Origin of the sequence: Streptomyces barringtoniae, assembly GCF_020819595.1 — a bacterium.
In the GTDB taxonomy this organism is placed as follows: domain Bacteria; phylum Actinomycetota; class Actinomycetes; order Streptomycetales; family Streptomycetaceae; genus Streptomyces; species Streptomyces barringtoniae.
This window is the reverse complement of record NZ_JAJHNP010000028.1, coordinates 23074-41536: the sequence shown is the minus strand read 5'-3', so window position 1 is coordinate 41536 and position 18463 is coordinate 23074. Positions and strand designations below refer to the sequence as shown.

13 protein-coding genes and 2 pseudogenes are annotated in these 18463 nt (G+C 67.4%); 8 read left to right on the top strand and 7 right to left on the bottom strand.

Features of this window, described 5'->3' with window-relative positions; translation table 11 throughout:
• Nucleotides 1–55 precede the first annotated feature (55 nt).
• Together LMU33_RS36420 and LMU33_RS36415 are read left to right on the top strand one after the other, a co-directional pair.
• The gene (locus LMU33_RS36420; RefSeq protein ID WP_228625540.1) at nt 56–1684 is read left to right on the top strand and encodes a hypothetical protein; all 1629 of its coding nucleotides are present in this window, start codon (nt 56–58) and stop codon (nt 1682–1684) included.
• Complete coding sequence (locus LMU33_RS36415; RefSeq protein WP_228625538.1) at nt 1681–2208, top strand: hypothetical protein; 528 nt, start codon at nt 1681–1683, stop codon at nt 2206–2208. Before LMU33_RS36420 ends, LMU33_RS36415 begins: the two co-directional genes overlap by 4 nt.
• A 503-nt stretch (nt 2209–2711) precedes the next feature.
• Here LMU33_RS36415 and LMU33_RS36410 read toward each other — a convergent pair.
• Together LMU33_RS36410 and LMU33_RS36405 are read right to left on the bottom strand one after the other, a co-directional pair.
• Nucleotides 2712–3492 (bottom strand): annotated as a pseudogene (locus tag LMU33_RS36410) (IS5 family transposase).
• 257 nt (nt 3493–3749) lie between these two features.
• Entirely contained in the window at nt 3750–4157 is a 408-nt protein-coding gene (locus LMU33_RS36405; RefSeq protein ID WP_228625536.1) for a hypothetical protein, read from the bottom strand.
• Nucleotides 4158–4600: 443 nt separating this feature from the next.
• On the opposite strand from LMU33_RS36405, the gene LMU33_RS42260 reads away from it, so the two are divergent.
• Nucleotides 4601–5694, top strand: a protein-coding gene (locus LMU33_RS42260; protein ID WP_443728984.1) for an IS630 family transposase whose coding sequence is annotated in 2 segments (ribosomal slippage) — nt 4601–5044 and nt 5047–5694 — 1092 coding nt in all. Because the reading frame shifts where the segments join, the coding sequence is not laid out codon by codon here.
• Here LMU33_RS42260 and LMU33_RS36390 read toward each other — a convergent pair.
• The 3 genes from LMU33_RS36390 to LMU33_RS36380 form a co-directional block, all read right to left on the bottom strand.
• On the bottom strand, nt 5688–8837 hold the full coding sequence (locus LMU33_RS36390; protein ID WP_228625533.1) for a tetratricopeptide repeat protein: 3150 nt from the start codon (nt 8835–8837) through the stop codon (nt 5688–5690). The genes LMU33_RS42260 and LMU33_RS36390 overlap by 7 nt on opposite strands.
• Complete coding sequence (locus tag LMU33_RS36385) at nt 8834–9277, bottom strand: hypothetical protein (RefSeq protein ID WP_228625531.1); 444 nt, start codon at nt 9275–9277, stop codon at nt 8834–8836. The genes LMU33_RS36390 and LMU33_RS36385 overlap by 4 nt, the downstream gene beginning before the upstream one ends.
• Before the next feature lie 357 nt (nt 9278–9634).
• A complete protein-coding gene (locus LMU33_RS36380; RefSeq protein WP_228625529.1) occupies nt 9635–9991 on the bottom strand; it encodes a hypothetical protein in 357 nt (118 codons plus the stop codon).
• Nucleotides 9992–10226: 235 nt separating this feature from the next.
• Here LMU33_RS36380 and LMU33_RS36375 point away from each other — a divergent pair, with 235 nt between their 5' ends.
• Nucleotides 10227–10385: a hypothetical protein gene (locus tag LMU33_RS36375; RefSeq protein ID WP_228625527.1), complete on the top strand. Its 159-nt coding sequence runs from the start codon at nt 10227–10229 to the stop codon at nt 10383–10385.
• A gap of 874 nt (nt 10386–11259) precedes the next feature.
• On the opposite strand, the gene LMU33_RS36370 is transcribed toward LMU33_RS36375, so the two are convergent.
• Complete coding sequence (locus tag LMU33_RS36370; RefSeq protein ID WP_228625525.1) at nt 11260–11610, bottom strand: DUF6233 domain-containing protein; 351 nt, start codon at nt 11608–11610, stop codon at nt 11260–11262.
• A gap of 68 nt (nt 11611–11678) precedes the next feature.
• Here LMU33_RS36370 and LMU33_RS36365 point away from each other — a divergent pair, with 68 nt between their 5' ends.
• The 4 genes from LMU33_RS36365 (at nt 11679) to LMU33_RS36350 (ending at nt 14397) form a co-directional block, all read left to right on the top strand.
• Complete coding sequence (locus LMU33_RS36365; RefSeq protein WP_228625523.1) at nt 11679–11846, top strand: LexA family protein; 168 nt, start codon at nt 11679–11681, stop codon at nt 11844–11846.
• Nucleotides 11847–12214: 368 nt separating this feature from the next.
• Nucleotides 12215–12934, top strand: coding sequence for an IS6 family transposase (locus LMU33_RS36360; RefSeq protein ID WP_228625521.1), 720 nt, complete (start codon nt 12215–12217; stop codon nt 12932–12934).
• A 112-nt stretch (nt 12935–13046) separates the two neighbouring features.
• A complete protein-coding gene (locus LMU33_RS36355) occupies nt 13047–13625 on the top strand; it encodes a hypothetical protein (protein ID WP_228625519.1) in 579 nt (192 codons plus the stop codon).
• 148 nt (nt 13626–13773) lie between these two features.
• A complete protein-coding gene (locus LMU33_RS36350) occupies nt 13774–14397 on the top strand; it encodes a hypothetical protein (protein WP_228625518.1) in 624 nt (207 codons plus the stop codon).
• A 225-nt stretch (nt 14398–14622) separates the two neighbouring features.
• Here LMU33_RS36350 and dnaE read toward each other — a convergent pair.
• Nucleotides 14623–18169: pseudogene (gene dnaE, locus LMU33_RS36345) on the bottom strand (DNA polymerase III subunit alpha).
• Nucleotides 18170–18463 lie beyond the last annotated feature (294 nt).

The following is an 18463-nucleotide window of genomic DNA, read 5'->3' as shown; positions in this document are numbered from 1 at the left end:
TCGTCCAGGCAGCGACCGGCTGGTGATGCCGCCGTGGGAGGACCCGGCCGCGGTCATGTCCGACTTCCTCGGCACCAACGACGACACCCCCGACGGCGAGAACAGCGTCGCGATCGTGCACCCGGCCGTCATGGCCCCGCTGCTGGTGTGGGCGCTGCGCACGGTCCTGGACCTGTCCCCAGACATCCTGGCCGCCGCGCGCGAGCACCGTCGGCTGCTCGCCGCCATCCCTGACCGCGCCCCGCTCGGCGGCGCCGAGGCCACGGTGGCCCACCTGCGCGGCCTGCTCGCGGCCGGCAAGAAGCTGCCCTCCAGCGGTGCGACCGGCGCCACCGCCGTGCGCGCCCGCTACCGCGGAGCGCTGCCGCCGATGGCCAACACCTTCCTGGCCGGCACCCTCGGCGTCATTACCTCCCAGGTCGCCCGCGCCCGCCGCATCCTGTCCGACGAGCTCACCCCGGCCAACTTCGGCCCCGCCCCACTCCTCGACGTTCCGCTCACCGCCCGGATCGGCGACGCCCCGTGGAGACAGCCGATCGGCTTCGACGACGTGGACACCCTGATGCTGCACCTGTCCACCGCCGCCCTGATCTGCTGCGCCTACCTCTCCGGCATGCGGCCCGAGGAGGTCCTAGCCCTGCGCCGCGGCTGCTGCACCCGCGTGGAGCGCGACGACGGCACCGTACGGTTCGAGGTCCGCGGCCGGCATTTCAAGGGGGTGCTGGACGAGGACGGCAACGCGATCGGCGAAGGAGAGGAGCGAGCGGAGCCGTGGATCGTGCTGGAGCCCGTCGCGCGCGCCATCGCCGTCGTCGAGGAACTCGAGGCCGGCGAGCAGCTGTTCACCCGCACCCTCTACCGGTACGCCAAGGGCACCTGCATGCCCCGCACCGGCCCGTCCTCCGACACCGCCGTGGAACGGATCCGCGCCTTCACTGCTTGGGCCAACCAGCTCGCCGCCGGCCACGACCGGTCCCACGAGCTGATCCCGCCCGATCCCGACGGCGCCGTCGCCCTGCGCCGCTTCCGCCGCACCATCGCCTGGTTCATCTACCGCCAGCCCGGCGGCCGGATCGCACTCGCGGTGCAGTACGGCCACGCGGCCACCGCCATGTCGGAGTCCTACGCCGGCCGCTCGAAGGCCGACATGCTTGAGGTCCCGGACCAGGAGAAGGGCCTGGCCCTGGCCGAGACCCTCACCGAGGCCGGCGAACGCATCACCGCCGGCGAGAAGGTCAGCGGCCCGGCCGCCGACCGCTACCGCACCGCGGCCGCCGAGTTCTCCGCCCGCTACGCCGGGACCTACCTAGGACGACGCGAACTGCGCGCGCTGGTTGCCAACCCCCGCCTCCAGGTCTACGAGGACCCGAAGGCGTTCCTGACCTGCAACCACGACGCGTTCACCGCGCTGTGCAACCCCGACCGGGACCGGGCTGGCAACGGCGGCCGCAGCACCCCCGACCACTCCCGCTGCCACCCGGCGTGCGCGAACATCAGCCGCACCGACAGCCAGATCACCGCCTTGCGGGCCGAAGTCGCGCGAATCGAAGCGGACGCCGACGCCGGCCTCGACCCCTACCCCATCGCCGCCCGCGAACAGCAGCGCAAGGACCACCTCACCGCCATCATCCGACGCCACGAGGCCCCGCAGCCGACCGACACCGAAGTCGAGGAGCGCCGATGAACACCCCCACCGCGACCGCCCCCGGCCCGCGCGACGACGCGGCGCTGACCCAGCTCGTCGGCGAGGCCCTCACCCACGCCCAAGGCCACGCCGACACCGAGGACGCCACAGAGGTGCGGGCCATCACCGACGCCATGGTGCGCCTGCTGATTGGCACCCCGCTGCACTCCGACGGCAAGCTGACCATCGTCTCCCTGGCCACCGAGGCCGGCCTGCGCCGCAACAAGCCCACCCACAAGCACACCGGCCTCAAGGACCTGTTCTACGCCCTGGTCAAGGCCCGCACCCCCGTCCCCGAAACGCTGCCCGACTCGGCGCGGGCCCGCGCGGCCAAACAGCAGCAGGATCTGGCCCGCGTCCGCGCCGAACGCAACGATCTGCGCGGACAGGCGCAGCTCCTGGCCCGGATCGTCCATGTCCTGGAGATCGAGAACCACAAGTGGGGGCGACCCGATCGCAGGCCAGGCCACCATGCGCAACCGGGTCCGAGTCGCCGAACGACTCGTCGACATGGATCCGGCTAAGTGGACGAGCGAATTGAATCAGGCACACAGCCAGGCAGCGGAATTCGGGATCTGAGCATAGCTTGGCAACGTCGTAGGTCACTCGATCTGCTGAAGGTGCCTTGGACGGTAGTCATCAGATGCGAGCCCGTCGCCCTGGTAGCGTCGTCAGCCGAGCGGCAACACGTGGCAACCGTCCGCAGAACCGATGCGGACCGGCGTGCCTCACGTTCCGCGCGCCGACCGCGAGCAAGGCGTCCCGCAGCCAGAGCACCGGGTCACTGCCAGCCCGCGGCACGGGTGCGCCGAGCCGGATGAGCTGTGCAGCGGCGTATTCGCGGCCCTGTTCTTGCCTGCGGATCTTCTGGGCCGCTAGAGACAGCAGAGTGACTGCTTCGGTTTCTCTGGACTCTGACTCTCTCGTTCTGCTGAGCGTCACGCTGCCCTTGGCGGTTGAGTCCCACCGACGCGGCGTCACGCTCCCCGACGACGAGAGCCAGAGCCGAACGTACTCAGAGGTCGTTTCACTTGGTGAGTCGTCGGTAGTTGATGAGGCTGGTGGCGATGGCCGTGAACGCGAGGAAGTGCTCGGGTTTGCGTTCATAGCGACGGTGCAGACGGCGACACCCGGATAGCCAGGACATGGTCCGCTCGACCACCCATCGGTGCTGGCCCAGACGCTGCGAGGTGTGATGCCACGCTCGCGGAGCCATCGCCTCAAGTAGAGGTAGTCGTAGCCCTTGTCCCCGTGGAGTTTCGCAGGCCGCCGGCGCCGGGGACCGCGCCGGCTGCGCACCGGTGGGATCGAAGCGATCAGCGGCTGCAGCGCGAGGCTGTCGTGCGTGTTGGCAGCCGAGATGGCGACCGAGACGGGCAGGCCACTGCGGTCCACGACTAGGTGGATTTTCGATCCGTTCTTGCCCCGGTCGGTCGGATTCGGTCCGGTCAGCTGCCCCCTTTGAGCGCGCGGATGCTGACGGAGTCGACGGCGAAGCGCGACCAGTCCAGCTCGCCCTGCGCTGCGAGCTCGTCAAGGATGACGCGGTGCAGGCGGGCCCACACCCGGGCCTGACTCCACCGTGCGAAGCGCCGGTAGACCGTGGGCCAGGCCGGGCCGAAGACCGGCGGCAACTGCCGCCATGAGCACCCCGACGTGGCAACGAACACGATCGCTGCCAGACACTCGCGGTCCCCAGCCCGTCGGCGGCCACCACCTTGCGGGCGTATGACCACAGTCTCCGGCACCACACGGCGGTACAACTCCCACAACTCATCCGGTACCAGGCGCTCAGCAAGACTCGTCATACCAACAACAACGACCCCGCCCGCCAAAGGAAACGGTGCCTTAGGAGGACGGCCCGGTCGGGGCCTATGGCATGAAAGAAGGACCTCAGCGTGAACTCCTTGCTCTGGACTGACATGGAGATGTCCTCCGCGCCGGTGATCAGGTCCCACACGTCCGTGAGCAGTGAGAAGTCGTCACCAGGCGGTTCACGTCAGGGCAACCCGTACAGCCCTCCTCGCGTCAGGGTCCGCCCAGGCCCGGCCGTACCCGCTGGCCGTCAGGAGCAGGTGCCGTTGCCGCTGGCGTCCAGGGTGCAGGTGAGCGTGCCCGTCCGGGTCGCAACGGCGTCCTGGACTCCGCTGGGGGAGGTTTCCACGGCGGACACGATGACCTGCACCTGCTCCCCGTTGACCAGCGAGCCCACGTTGGTGGTAAACGGAACATCCACCGGCTGATCCGTCGAGGTCTCCGTCCGGCTCGTAGTCCCTTGAGCCACATCCACGTTGGCCCCGGCCAGATCGCTGGAGTAGGAGCCCCGGTCGCCGGTGAACGCCTCGAGTTCATTGAAAAGGGTGTGTTGGGGGACGAAGCGTGCCACGGTGACGGTGGGGCTGCCCAGACTCAGCGCATAGGCCGGGGTAGCCAGGGCCGTCGGCAGTAGCAGACCCGCGGCCAGTACCAGCACCGCCCCTACGACTTTCCCGCCCCCTGCGGCCCGGTTGGTCTTCCACGCTCTCATCGCGGTACCCCCAGCGTCTTCGAGCCCACCGCCCACGCGGAACCGCGGACGACCTGCCTCCATAGTGCGCCCGACCGCTTGTCCGGGACCGGTGCTGTTTAGGCAATTGGGGTGCCCGGGGAGCGCGCCGGGATACGTATGCGCCCCCACCGGCCCCAGGCCGTCACCGAGCCAACTCGGATCAGGTGCCGAACACCGATAATGCTCCCAAGTTCCTAAGCAGGTGTGTGCCCATCCCGGAACGAGATGGGCACACACTGATGCGTCGCAGGCCCCCTGCGGGTGGGGTTTCCTGGTCAGCGCGTAGCGAGTTCCCTGGGCATTACTGATCTCTTCGGGTTGTTGTCGAAGGTAGTGACGTTTGGTGATCCCTGCGGTAGGCCGGTGGTATGCGGTACGCGCAGGATGGTGGGCTGACCGCGGAGCGACGACGGTTTCGCGAGCGGATCCGGTACGAGGCAGGCGAGCGGTTCGGCCGCGGCGAGAGAACCGCGGTGATCGCGAAGGATCTGCGGGTGAGCGAGCGGTCGGTGGAACGCTGGCGTCGTGCCTGGCGGGAGAACGGGAGAGCCGCGCTCGCCTCCGCGGGGCCACCGAAACTGCCCAAGCTGTCCGACGACCAGTTCGCCGAGCTGGAACAAGAGTTGGCGGTGGGGCCGGCCGTGCATGGCTGGGAGGACCAGCGCTGGACCCTGGCCCGGATCAGAGCGTTGATCGCCTGGAATTTCTCACTGGATTGCTCGTCGTCGGCGGTGTGGCGGCTGCTGCACCGGCACGGCTGGTCCTGGCAGTCGCCGGCCCGCCGGGCCCTCGAACGCGACGAAGCCGCCGTGGGCTTGTGGAAGAAGGATGTGTGGCCCCAGGCGGAATGACCGCGGCGGCGCTGGGGGCGTACATCGTCTTCGAGGACGAGGCCGGGTTCTCGATGACGCCGCCGCGCGCCCGCACCTGGGGCCGGCGTGGACACACGCCGGTGGTGCGGGTGCGCGGCCGCTCCTGGCGCCGCTGGTCGATCGCCGCAATGTGCTGCTACAAGCCGGGCGAGACCTCCCGGCTGCTCTACCGGCCGCGCCGTCACCGCAAGCATCGGGGCAAAGGACGCGACACCTTCGCCTGGAGCGACTACCGCGACCTGGTCGTCCGCGCCCACATCCAGCTCCAGGCACCCATCGTGCTGATCTGGGACAATCTCAACACCCACCGGGCCACCGGAATGCGGGACTACGCGGCCGCACACGACTGGCTCACCATCATCCAACTTCCCTCATACGCACCGGACCTGAACCCGGTCGAGGGCGTCTGGTCGCTGTTACGGCGCGGCCCGCTGGCCAACACCGCCTTCACCGACGATGAACACCTCGAACGCACCCTCCGCCGGGGCCTGCGCCACATCCAACTCCGCCCCGACCTGATCGACGGCTGCCTTGCAGGCACCGGACTCACACTCACCCACCAGCCGACAACAATCCGAAGAGCTCAGTAAAGCCGCCCATTTTTGCGATCCGGGTCGTTAGCTGCAAGCCAGTTCCAGACTTCTCTCGCCTCTCGCGGACAGCCGAGGCTGACGAGCAGGTCCACACGCAAGCCCAGCACAGCACGGAGGGGTGGAAAGAACCTCGCGGGTATGGCTGTCGCGAGCCTGCGGTAGATTTCCACCGCTTCTCCCGTCGCCCGCAGAGCTGCAGACAGGTCCTGTCGCGCTTGAAAACGCACACCTGCCCAGATGGACAGCGTGCGGGCGAGGTCGGGTTCGTGGGCGGCCCGGTTGTCTGCCGACAGCCGGCGGTAGACATCTACCGCCTCCTGGGAGATGGTCAAGGCCTCGCTCCGACGCCCCACGTCGCAAAGTCGGTTGCCGAGATTGGACAGTGCGGTGGCCAGCTCGGGTTCGTGGGCGGCCCGGTTGTCTGCCGACAGCTGGCGGTAAACATCGACCGCCTCCTGAGAGATGGTCAAGGCCTCGCTCCGACGCCCCACTTCCGAAAGCGAAACCCCGAGGTTGGTCAGCGAGGCGGCGAGTTCGGGTTCGTGGGCGGCCGGGTTACCCGCCGCCAACCGACGGCAGACATCTACCGCCTCCTGGGAGATGGCCAAGGCCTCAGTCTGACGCCCCACATGCGAGAGCAAAACTCCGAGGTTGGTCAGCGAGGCGGCAAGTTCGGGTTCGTGGGCAGCCGGGTTGCGCGCCACCAACCGACGCCGGATGTCCACCGCCTCCTGGGCTGCGGTCAGTGCCTCCTCCGCCCGCCCCACCTCCGAGAGCAAGACTCCGAGGTTGGACAACGAGTGGGTGAAGCCGGGTTCGTGGGCGGCCGGGTTGCCCGCCACCAACCGGCGGTAGACATCGACCACCTCCTGCGTGACGGTCAAGGCCTCACGCCGACGACCCATTTCCCACAGTCGGCTGCCGAGGTTGGTCAGAGAGGTGGCCAGGTCGGGTTCGTAGGCGGCCGGGCTGTCTGCCGACAGCCGGCGGTAGACATCGACCGCCTCCTGGTTGACGGCCAAGGCCTCGCTCCGACGCCCCACCCCCGACAGCCTCAAACCGAGATTGGTCAGCGAACCAGCGAGGTCGGGCTCGTGGGCGGCCGGGTTGTCTGCCGCCAGCCGACGCCGGATCTCCACCGCCTCAAGTTCGGCGGCTAGGGCCCTCTCTCGCCGTCCCTCCTCCGCCAGCCGTAAACCGAGGTTGGACAGGGATGCGGCGAGGTCGGGCTCGTGGGCGGCCGGGCTGTCTGCCGCCAGCCGGCGGTAGACATCGACCGCCTCCTGCGTGCTGGTCAGCGCCTCCTCCCGCTGGCCCACATCCGAGAGCAAGACCCCGAGGTTGGCCAGCGAGCGAGCGATGCCGGGCTGGCGTTCAGGGTGTGTGGGGGCGAGATCGCGCCAGGCTTGCAGGGCATGTTGGCCAGCGGTGAGAGCTTCATGGCAGAGTCCGACGTAGGACTGGCGTCTCGAGAGGGTCTGGTAGGTGCGGGCGCGGGTGGCGGCGTCGTGAGTCGTGGCCAGGCGGTGGTCTGCCAGGCGGGCGGTGATGGCGGCGATGCCGACGTCGAGGTCGGTGTGCCGGCTGGTGGGCAGGTGGACCCCAATGGTTTCCAGGACTGTGAGGCCGTCGGTGTCGAGGCCGTCCTGCCTAGTCAGTTGGGCCAGTGTGGCCAGGGCAGTGCCGCCGGCGTGCAGGGCGAGTTCCGGGTAATTCTTGAGCAGGGGATAGAGCTGGCCGGTGGCCACGTGGGGCCAGCGGCGGGCGGTTTCGATCAGGCCAGTCAGGACGTCACGGGTCCACGGCGCGGGTGTTGCCGTACCTGTGCCCTTGGGATCGAGGAGGAGGCGTTGGGCGGCCTGGTGGGGCCAGTCGTCGATGGCTGCTCCGGGCACCGGGTGGGGGACGTCCGGATTGTTGGGGTCGGCGGGGGTGATCAGGCCGATGAAGTCTTCGCCGAGACGGTCGGGATAGAGCGGTTCCAGCACCGTGAGGGCGCGGGCGGGGTCGGCGTGGGGTGGGGGGTAGCAGGAGCGGTGGTCGTCCAGGAGGGTGTTGGCAACGGCGATGGAGTCGGCAAGACCGATCCAGTTGAGAGCGGTCTGACCGTGGCTGCGGGAAAGGGGGCGGGTGAGAATGGCGGTCAGCACGATGCGGCCCATCGCTTCCGGGGTGGTGGACAGCGGCCGGGGCTGGCGCTCATGCAGAGCTCTCCAGTGATCGCGTTCGCGTTTCAGGAGGTAAGCAGAGGCGCGGGCCGGGTTGGTGGGAACGGGGTCGTGGTGCAGGTGGGCGTCGACGGCGGCCAGGGCGGCGATGTGGATGGTCAGGATCTGCGCGTAGTCCTCGTCGATGTCCAGACCCAGGGGCGGTCCGACATGGTCGGCCTGGTCGGAGGGCAGGCCGAGGTGGTCGGCGAAGCGGTTGCGGGCCTGGCGGAAGAGGGCAGCGCGTGCGGATGGATCATCGGCCAGCGGCAACAGTGGATGGGCCTGGGCGGGGACGTCGAGCTTGTCGCCGATCCAGGTCTCCAGACTCTCCCACCAGATTCCGGCCGGGCGGGCCAGCAGCAGGATGCGCACCGGAATACCGATGCGGTGCAAGAGCGGCTCGTGCAGGAGTCTGTGCAGGTCCGGTGTGGGCCAGCGTTCGGCGTAGTCGACCACCAGCAGGACGCCGATTTCGGTTAGAGGTGGCGGGCTGGTGGCGATGGGGTCGGCGCCCGTTTCGTTGACACCCGCCTGCCACACCGTCCACCCCGCCTCGCGGCTCAGGTCGACAAAGCGGGCAGCCAGGCGGGTCTTGCCCTGCCCGCCGGGACCGTGCACCAGCCGGATTGCCAGCTTCTGTGCTGGATCGTCGCGCCAGCGAGTCAGCTCATCGAGATCGTAGCGGCGGCCGGCGAACGGCACCACCTGATGTACCGCCCGCAGCAGCCGGGAGGGCTGCTCGGCCAGCATCCGGACGGACACCGGCTGCGGCGCGGCGGGAAAGTCCTCAATCCGGTACGCGGGATTCCACCGGTAGACGAACTGAATGTGCTGGGCGCCGTGGCCGCCGATGAGGACCGCTGTGGGGCCGTTGAAGGTGTTGCCGTGTACGCCGCTGTCGCTCACCGGGCTTGTGTCGGGGGTGGTCACAGCTGGCAGCCGAAACGGACGTCCTGCCGGTTGTGGTTGCCGGCCTGCACGGCGGTGGGACCGTTAAAGGTGTTGCCGGACACCAACCCCGCCCCATCCCCCGATGCCGGGGTTGTCTCCTCCAGCAGCTGCCGCAGCTCGGTGGCGGCCTGGGCGCGCTGCTCATCAGTGTCCAGGGCTTCCAGCAGGTTCTCGATGCGGGTCTGCCATACGGCCCCCTGCCGCGCCCGGACCCGGTCGAGCGTGTCGGGACCGGCAGCAGCGAGACCGGCCGCACTGCGCTCCAGCCGCTCCAGCTCGCCGCGTTCGCGTTCTGCATCCCCGCGTCCGAACCACCGCGCCAGCTGGTTGCGCAGTCCCTCCCATGCATCGCTCCCGGCCGCCTGCACCACGGCGGCACCCCCCGCCGCAGCCAGTGCCGTCAACGCCTCAGGCAGCATCTCGCCCCCCTGCAAGTCGGTCAGGTGGAGACCCTAGCGTCCTACCGGCACGTACACAGCGCATTCGCCCGATATACGTTCAGCCACGACCACGGTTCCCGCCCGCCGTCACGCCTCACCTGCCTTGGAGAACTCGGTTCGCCGCCGCCCGCAGCGAGTGGCCCCCGTGCCGCTTCAGGCGGCCCGGCCCAGGTTGGCCTGTCCGCGCAGCGGCGTAAGGTCGACGTCGAGCTTCGTCTCATACGCCTCCTACCATCCTCTGCCGTCCATGGCCGGACCGCACGGCCGCCAGAAGACGACGGTCAGGAGGCCAGCCGAGTTGGTTCTCGCCGACACTCCGTTCACCGCATCCCTACATCAGGCGCGGCCAGGAGGCGCGTAGGTGATGCCGACGTCTCCGGCGGAGGTCGCGGCGAGGGCCGCGACCTTCCAGATCGCGGCGGGAACACCAGCTCGGGGGCCCTCGTAGGTGTCGTTGAGGAGATCCACGGTCAATGCCACGGACTTGGCGTCCGGTCCCGTGGCTGAGAACTTGACCTCCTGCGCTGCCCACGGGTTCGCACTGACAGAGGCGAACTGCACCAGGGCGTGGTACGCCGCGAAGTCCTTGCCGTTCCGGGTGAGAGTGAGAGTGCCTGGCCGAAGGTCGAGGCCAACGCGGACCTCGGTGTCCTCCTGCACGATGGCGGGTTCGCCGGTGGTGCTCAAGTCCACGCTGCTCTCCAGGAGGGTGAGGTGGGAGTTCAGCCGCTCAGCCTGGCAGCTGACTGCCCATCGGGAGAGGGCGTCCATTAACCGAGCGGGACTGGCTGCGCGGGTCGACGTCCGGCAGGCCACGGCCTTGCGTGACAACAACCACTTCGTACGCGGTGGGTACAGGTGCGGCTACCAGGCGATACCGCTCCCAGAAGCGCCCGAGCCGGAGCAGCCGACCCAGGTGCTCGATCTCGTGGCTGCGCTGAACGCATCCGTCGAGAAGGCGAAGGCGTCCCGCCGTGAGGGCACTGGGCCGACCGAGGTGCACAAGCTGCCCAAGCCGAAGAAGAAGACGGCCGCAAAGAAGCAGCAAGCCAAGAAGACGACGGGCCGCCGCCCGCGCAGTGCATAAGCGGAGGGCCACCCCTGCACAGCCCGACCCGTGCGACGGGGCACGAGGCGATCGTTGCCTGGCTATCTTCCGATGCTTGGCAGGCGTAGCGTGAAGTTGAGCAAGCACCATATTGGGCCATCATGGTCATGAATGTATGCATGCCAGCAAGGCTTTCTGGTTGAGGCAGGTTGAGTGAGTCATGAGCTGGGATCGCACAGCGGACAGAGTCGCCCGTGCACACGTAATGGAAGCATGTGCATATCCATACCTCAAAGGGCGGCCCTACTACACGGACTCCCATGGTCAGGCGATAATCACCGGACCAAAGAACAATCGGCTACAGAAAGCGTGGGAAAAATCTTGCGCCGAGATGCAGGAGCGCGCCGCCTCTGATCCGGAGGCAGCAAAGGCATGGGCCCAGTCGCAGCTTGATGCAAGAGAGGCATACCGAAAAACAAAGGAAAACTGGGATCAAGCTAATCGACGCATCGATTTGGCGCTAATAGAGGACCAGAAACGCAGGCAAGCACTGTGGGACAGTATGTTCGGGCAATCCAAGGAGCCTGCAGCGACGGGGCAGCATCCTGCGGTTAGTCCGGCGCACCCGAAACCCGAATATCCACTCGCCAATACGGTTCCCCCTGGAGCGTCCTCGCCTTGGCCCTCCACGGGCCTACCAGCAGGCCCCTATTCGCCGACTAGCGCTGAATCGGAATACGACTCTGTCGTAGATATGCTCCGTGCAGGCGCGGCCGCCGCCGGAGTTGCTGCTGTGGGAGCCTGCGCCACATGGGTGACCGTGAGGAAGCTCCTGCGCAGACGGAAGGCGCAGCAGCAACGAAGCCAGCTGGACAAGCCGTCCGAGGAAGAGGACGCAGATACATAATTCCCCTCACTCGGGGACGCCGAGGACAGAGTCCGGCTGGCAGTGCGCGCACGGCGGCACCTGGCGGCGGAGCGCGTCGATGGCCTGGTCGCGTGTCGCCGGGCGGCAGCGGCCGCTCTTCTTCGCTGCCCAGCAGTCGCCGACATGGACCGCGTCGAGGTTGGCTCGGTTGAGCCCGTATTGGATCAGCCACTCCGGCGTCGGCGGCCGCTGCTCGTCGCCCTGCCGTCGCTCCGTCTCGCGTCGTTCCTCGTCGGCGATCCACTTGTCGATGAGGGCCAGCTCGCGGGTGATCTGCTGCTGGACGATGCGGCGGGCGAAGCGTAGGGCGTCAAGGCGAGAGATTTCCTCGCCCATCGGGGTTGCTCCTGGCTGCCGGTGTGTCTACTTGCCGAGAAAATCGAACATGCGCCCTAATCTCGATTATGCACCGCGTAGACCACCTCACCGACACCCAGGAGCGCATCCTCCGCTGCATCCGGGAGGCCATCCTTGACCGCGGGGAGGCGCCGACCGTGGCCGAGATCGGCGCGGCTGTCGGCATGAGCAGCCGGTCCTCCGTTCAGTACCAGTTGGTCGAGCTCGAGTCGTAGCAGGCCATCGTCCGCGAGCCCGGCCGGACGCGTGGAATCCGGCTCGCATGACCAGCGCCGGCATGCTGCTTGTCACGGCGATATTCGCCTGTCGGGCGAGCCATCCTCGGGAGGGGCACACATGGAAAGCGAGAGCGCGGCTGGCATGGTCGCCATCCCGGCCGGGGGCTGATCGAGCCACCGATGGCCATGGCGTAGAACGTGCACTCGAGCCCGGGCGTGTACGCGCTGCTGCTGGGCGCCGGCGTCTCGATCGCCTCAGGAGTGAAGACCGACTAGGGGGTGGTGGAGGACATCGTCGGGAAGGGCGCTGTCAAGTTCGCGGAGACGTGTGATGATCTTGGTGATCGTCGTGGGAGGGGCCGTTCGTGGAGTGCGCAGCGCCGTCGTACAAGGGGTTCAGGTTCCCGCCCGAGGTGATCGCGCACGCCGTCTGGCTGTACCACCGTTTCCCTCTCACCTTCCGCGACGTGGATGAGCTGCTCTTCGAGCGCGGCATCCAGGTGTCCTACGAGACCGTGCGCCTGTGGTGCGAGCGGTTCGGGCCCGAGTACGCGCGCCGGCTGCGCCGCCGGCAGCCCAGGCCCGGCGATAAATGGCATCTGGACGAGGTGTTCCTCAAGGTCAACGGACGGACGCGCTACCTCTGGCGGGCCGTGGACCGGGACGGAAACGTGCTGGACGTCCTGGTGACCAACTCCCGCGACACGAAGGCCGCGAAGCGGTTCTTCCTCAAGCTCCTCACAGGAACAGAGTCCGTACCCCGCGTCGTGGTCACCGACAAACTGCGCAGCTACGGAGCCCCTCACCGCCAGGCGATGCCCTCGGTGGAACACCACAGTTCGAAATATATGAACAACCGAGCGGAAAACTCCCATCTGCCCACACGGCAGCGCGAGTACGCGATGCAGGGCTTCCGCAGCGTCGGCTCAGCACAGCGGTTCCTCGCCTCCTTCAGCAGGATCTCACCCCACTTCCGCCCCCGCCGCCACCGGATGACCGCCGCCGACTACCGCACCGAAATGACCGACCGCCACGCCACCTGGCACCAGATCACCGACACCACCCCCATGACCACGGTCGCCTGACACAGCGACCGCCAGCACCACCGGCACGCCTCAACCCGCCTGCCTCAACAGCAACTTGACAAGTCCCGCAGCACTGGTCGCTCTCGGGGCTGAACCAGCGGCGGATCCGAAGGTGCGGCCCGATGAACTGCGCGAAGCAGACCGTCTGCGGCTGCTGGGCAAACTGCTGACCAAAACAGAGCTGGAGATCACCACCGCCACGCGTCTGACCGAGGAAGGAGAGATCGAGGACGTCCTGGAGACGATGCTCGGCTGGATGGACCGGCTTGGTCGTGACCCCGGCCTCGCGGTCAACGTCCTGACGAACAGACTGCAGCGCACCGCCATGCAGGTCTCGGAATCCGAGGCGGAGGAAACGCCCCCGGGCCAGGAGGCGTCTTTCGCCGCCGCGATGAAGCGTTGTACACCCTCAGCGCCCAACTCCACGCCGACCGAGGCGACGTGGAGGGAACCCGTCGAGCTCTCAGCGGGGCGGAGGAAGCCCTCATCGACATCATCCAAGGCATGCATACCTGCGCGTCGCCCTCGACGACGCGGCCACAGAGGACGAAGAGCCGGAGGGCTGAGTGCCGGCCAGCACAACAGATGCGCTCGCGGCGGCAGTACGCCCTGGTTACAGCAGCGCCTCCTCCTCGGCTCCACGAAGCCGACCTGCGCCATGTGGACGAGCGCACGGCGCAGCTTGGCCTGACGCTCCTTGTGCTCCAGGCCGGGGACATGGGAGGCCCGAAGGGGTTGGGACTTCACCCGCCCTGAACGAGCCGCCAGACGGGACGTTTGTCGTTGCCGGGCTGTGACGGGATGGGGAGATTACCGTCGAGAACGATCGAAAGGATGGCATGCACGGGACAGGCGCGACCTGCCTGTTTCCACGTCATCTGCTCTTTCTGGGGGGATCAGTTCTGATGCATTCCACTATGCCTCGCGCGATGGCTTCGACCGCTGTCGCGTTGTCCGCCGTGTTTCTGCTCGGCGCGTGCAGCAGTACCAGTACTGGTTCTCGGGCTGGTTCCGTTCATCCGGGCGGTTCGGCTGCAGCGGCTCCGGGCGGGGCTCAGCCGGCGGCCACCGCGGCTGCAGGCGATGGTCAGACAGCGGCGGCTGCGTCTGCAAAGATCACCGGCTGCCGGAACCTGGTCGCGACCGCGGCGGTCAAGACGGCCGTCACCCGCGCGTACACCAGCCACAACGCCCTTTTCCAGCACATCGAGCCGCGCCCGGGCCAGTTCCTGTACGGGCAGTGCGGGAACACGCGGTACGCCGCGACCGCCTTCGAACTCACCCCGGGCGCGACGCCCCAGGAACAGGTCGGCATCCAGGACGACGGCAGTGCGCGCAAGTACTTCATCCTCCGGGGCGGCCAGCCCTGGGGTTACAACCACAGCGCCGCCCCGTTCAGCAGCGGCTGCGTCGGAATCCCCCGGGAACTCTCCCAACTGTGGGACAACTGCCCCTCGGAATGACGACCTACCAGTGCCGTGGGGCCAGGCTCCGATGCGTGCGGTTCCTTTGAAGGGACAGGTGCGTGCTGAGCTGGGCCGAGGCTATGAAGCGTCGGCGTAGGCGAGGTAGATGCCGCAGATGGTGCACCGGAAGACTAGGGCGCTTGCGCCTTGCCCGAGGTGAGTCAGGAAGTTCTCGAGCTGGGACGCGTCGTGCCAGCCGCCCGTTCTTGGTGTTCGGATCGTTCACGCGACGCCATGCCATGCGTCGGGTCCGAATGATCCTTTGATGTCGGATGCGATCGTGGTGGCGTTAACAGCGGCCTGCAAGCGGTAGACGATCGTCTTCTGCACTCCGGCACCGAGAGGTGGACCGGGTTCTGGCCTGGGTGAGCCTTCACGATCCGCCTGAGTTCCTTGATCGCGGGCTCGGTGATGCGGTGGTAGGGCAACGTGAGCACGATGGGTGTCGCGCCGGTGCGTTCTGCTGAGGTGACGTCGAGTGCCTGCAGTTCCTGTCCGAAGATGCTGATCGTGCCGTCTCGGTCGTTGATGCGGCCCTGGACGGACACCACGCTGTCTTCGACCAGGGCGCCTGCGACGAGTTGGTACGTGGCGGGGAAACTTCGATCGTGCCGTCTCGGTCGGCAAGGTCGACGATCGCCCAGTTGTTGCCCTGCTTGGTCACCTTCAGCTGAACGCCGGTGATCAGGCCCGACAGGCGCACGATGCCCTCGGCCCGGCCGGAGGACAGCAGGTCGACGATCGTGGTGTCGCGGTGGGCAGCGAGGATGTTCTCGGTGCCGTCGAGCGGATGGGCGGAGACGTACAGGCCGAGCATCTCGCGCTCGCTGGACAAAAGCTGCTTGCGCGACCACTCCTCCTCTCCGATCTTCATGTCAAAACCGAACCCGGCGTCATCGCCAGCGTCGGGGTCACCCAGGCCGGCGAACAGGTCGTCCTGCCCGTATGCGGCGGCCTTCTTCAGCGGTACGACCGCGTCGACTGCCATCTCGTGCACGGCTGCCAGCCCCTTACGGGTGTGCCCGAGTGAGTCGAACGCGCCGGCCTTGATGAGGGAATCGATGGCCCGTTTGTTCAGCGCGGGCAGGTCCACCTTGTCGAGGAAGTCCTGGAACGAGGTGAACTTCCCCTTGGACTTGCGTGCGGTGGTGATCGACTCGATCACGTTCTCGCCGACGTTACGTACCGAGAGCAGGTCGAAGCGGACGTCGTCGCCGACGGCCGCGAATTCGGCCAGGGATTCGTTGACGTCGGGCGCAAGGACGGTGACGCCGAGCTTACGGGCGTCGGCCAGGTAGACGCCGGCCTTGTCCTTGTCATCGCCGACGGAGGTGAGCAGCGCAGCCATGTACTCGGCCGGGTAATTGGCCTTCAGGTACGCGGTCCAGTAGGAGACGAGCCCGTAACCGGCGGTGTGGGACTTGTTGAACGCGTAGCCGGAGAACGGGAGCATGACGTCCCAGATCGCCTTGGTGGCTTCTTCCGAGTAGCCGTTGCCCGTCATACCAGCGTGGAAGTTCTTCCACTCTGCGGCCAGGACCTCGGGCTTCTTCTTGCCCATCGCGCGGCGCAGCATGTCGGCGCCGCCGAGGGTGTACCCCGCAAGCGTCCGGGCGATGGCCATGATCTGCTCTTGGAAGATGAGCAGGTGGTGGGTGCTGCCCAGGATCGGGTCGAGGACGTCCTTCAGTTCCGGGTGGATGGGGTCGGGGTCCTGCTTGCCGTTCTGCCGCAGCGCGTAGTTGGTGTGCGCGTTGGCAGCCATCGGCCCGGGCCGGTACAGCGCCAGGGCTGCCGCGATGTCCTCGAACCGGGACGGTTCCATCAGCTTCAGCAGCGCGCGCATACCACCGCCGTCGAGCTGGAACACACCGAAGGTGTCGCCCCGGCCCAGCAGTTCGAAGGTCTTCCGGTCATCCAGGGGGATGACGATGGTGTCCTTGTCGCCGTTCAGCGGGTCGACGGTGGCGAGCTTGACGCAGCGATTCTCCCGGATGTTCTGCAGGGCGTGGTCGATGACGCCCAGGTTCCGCAGGCCCAGGAAGTCCATCTTGATCAGACCCATGGCTTCGCACGACGGATAGTCGAAGCCGGTGATCTTCACGCCGTCGGAGGCCCGCATGTGCAGCGGGATACGGTCCGTCAGCTTGGTCTTGGACAGGATGACCGCGGCCGCGTGGACGCCGGTGCCCCGGGTCAGGCCCTCGACACCCTTGGCGGTGTCGATGACCTTCTTCACGTCCGGCTCGTTCTCGTACATCTGCCGGATCTCGCCGGCCTCGCCGTAGCGCGGGTGGCCGGGGTCGAAGATGCCGTCGAGCAGGATCGACTTGCCCATGATGTCCGGCGGCAGAGCCTTCGTGATGCGCTCACCGTGGGAGAACGGATAGCCGAGAATCCGCGAGGAGTCCTTGATCGCGTTCTTGGCCTTGATCTTGCCGAACGTGTTCACCATGGCGGTGTACGCGTCGCCGTACTTCTCGGTGACGTAGCGCACCATCTTGTCGCGCTGGCGGTCGTCGAAGTCGAGGTCGACATCCGGCGGGTTGATCCGTTCGGGGTTGAGGAACCGTTCGAACAGCAGGCCGTGCTCCAGTGGGCACAGCTCGGTGATCCGAGTCGCGTACGCGACGATCGAGCCGGTGGCCGAACCACGGCCCGGTCCGACGGGGACGCCGTTGTCGCGGGCGTACTTGCAGATGTCGGCGACGACCAGGAAGTAGGAGCTGAAGCCCATCGGGCCGATGACCGACATCTCGGTCTCGAAGCGCTCCAGCACCTCGGCGGGAATCGGGGTGCCGTAGCGCATGGCGAGCCCCCTGAGGACGTCCCTGCGCAGCCAAGACTCCTGCGTCTCCCCCTCGGGCACGTCGGGGAACTGGGGCATCTCGTCGACGTAGTCGAAGACCTCGTCGTAGGAGCCGGTCCGCTCGGCGATCAGCAGCGTGTTGTCGCACGCCTCGGGCAGTTCGACGAACAGGGACCGCATCTCCTGCGCGGTCTTCAGGTAGTAGCTGCTGCCCTGGAACCGGAACCGTTTCTCGTCGGCCTTGTTCTTGCCGACACCGATGCACAGCAGGTTGTCGTGCGCGTCGGCCTGGTCCTCGTGGATGTAATGCGCATCGTTCGTGGCCAGCAGCGGGAGGTTCAGCTCCTTGGCCAGACGCAGCAGCCCGTCCCGGACTTCCCGCTCGATGGACAGCCCGTGGTCCATCAGCTCCAGGAAATAGTTCTCCTTCCCGAAGATGTCCTGGTAGGCAGCAGCGACCTGGCGGGCCTCGTCGTACTGGTTCAGCCGCAGCCGGGTCTGGATCGCACCGGACGGGCACCCGGTCGTCGCGACGATGCCCTGGGCGTACTCGCTGATCAGCTCCATGTCCATGCGGGGCTTGCCCGCCGGGAACTGACCCGTGTAGCTGGCCTCCGTCGAGAGGTAGAAGAGGTTGCGCAGACCCTGCGCTCCCGTCGCCCACATCGTCATGTGAGTGAAGCGGCCACCGCCGGAGACGTCCTTCGAGCCCTCGCCGTCGTCCGACATCGCGCGCTGCCCGCCCGGCCCCCAGAACTCCTGCTTGCGGTTGCGCCGCGAGGAAGGAGCGACGTACGCCTCGATACCGATGATCGGCTTGACGCCATCGAAGCCCTTGGCCACCTGGTGGAACTCGTACGCGCCGAACATGTTGCCGTGGTCACTCATTGCAACCGCAGGCATGCCCTGCTTCGCGACCTCCGCGAACATCGGCTTGAGCTTCTGAGCGCCGTCGAGCATCGAGTACTCGGTGTGGTTGTGCAGGTGAACAAAGGACCAGGACACCGGGTGCGCACCTCCGCGAGAGGTCAACGGGGAGGCATCAGGCTACCCCTCGCCCCATCACTTCCGGTTGCCTCGACTCCGGTGAACAACCCCAATTTCCATGGGAGTTCAGTGACCGAATGTCCGTCGTGCCAGGGCATTTGGAATCTGCTGAAGGGCATCCATTCGGCGTGTCGGAGCGTACCGGCGGCGTTGTCACGGCGGCGGCCGAGACGAGAGAGCTGCTGCGCGGACTTCCTCCTCGGCCCG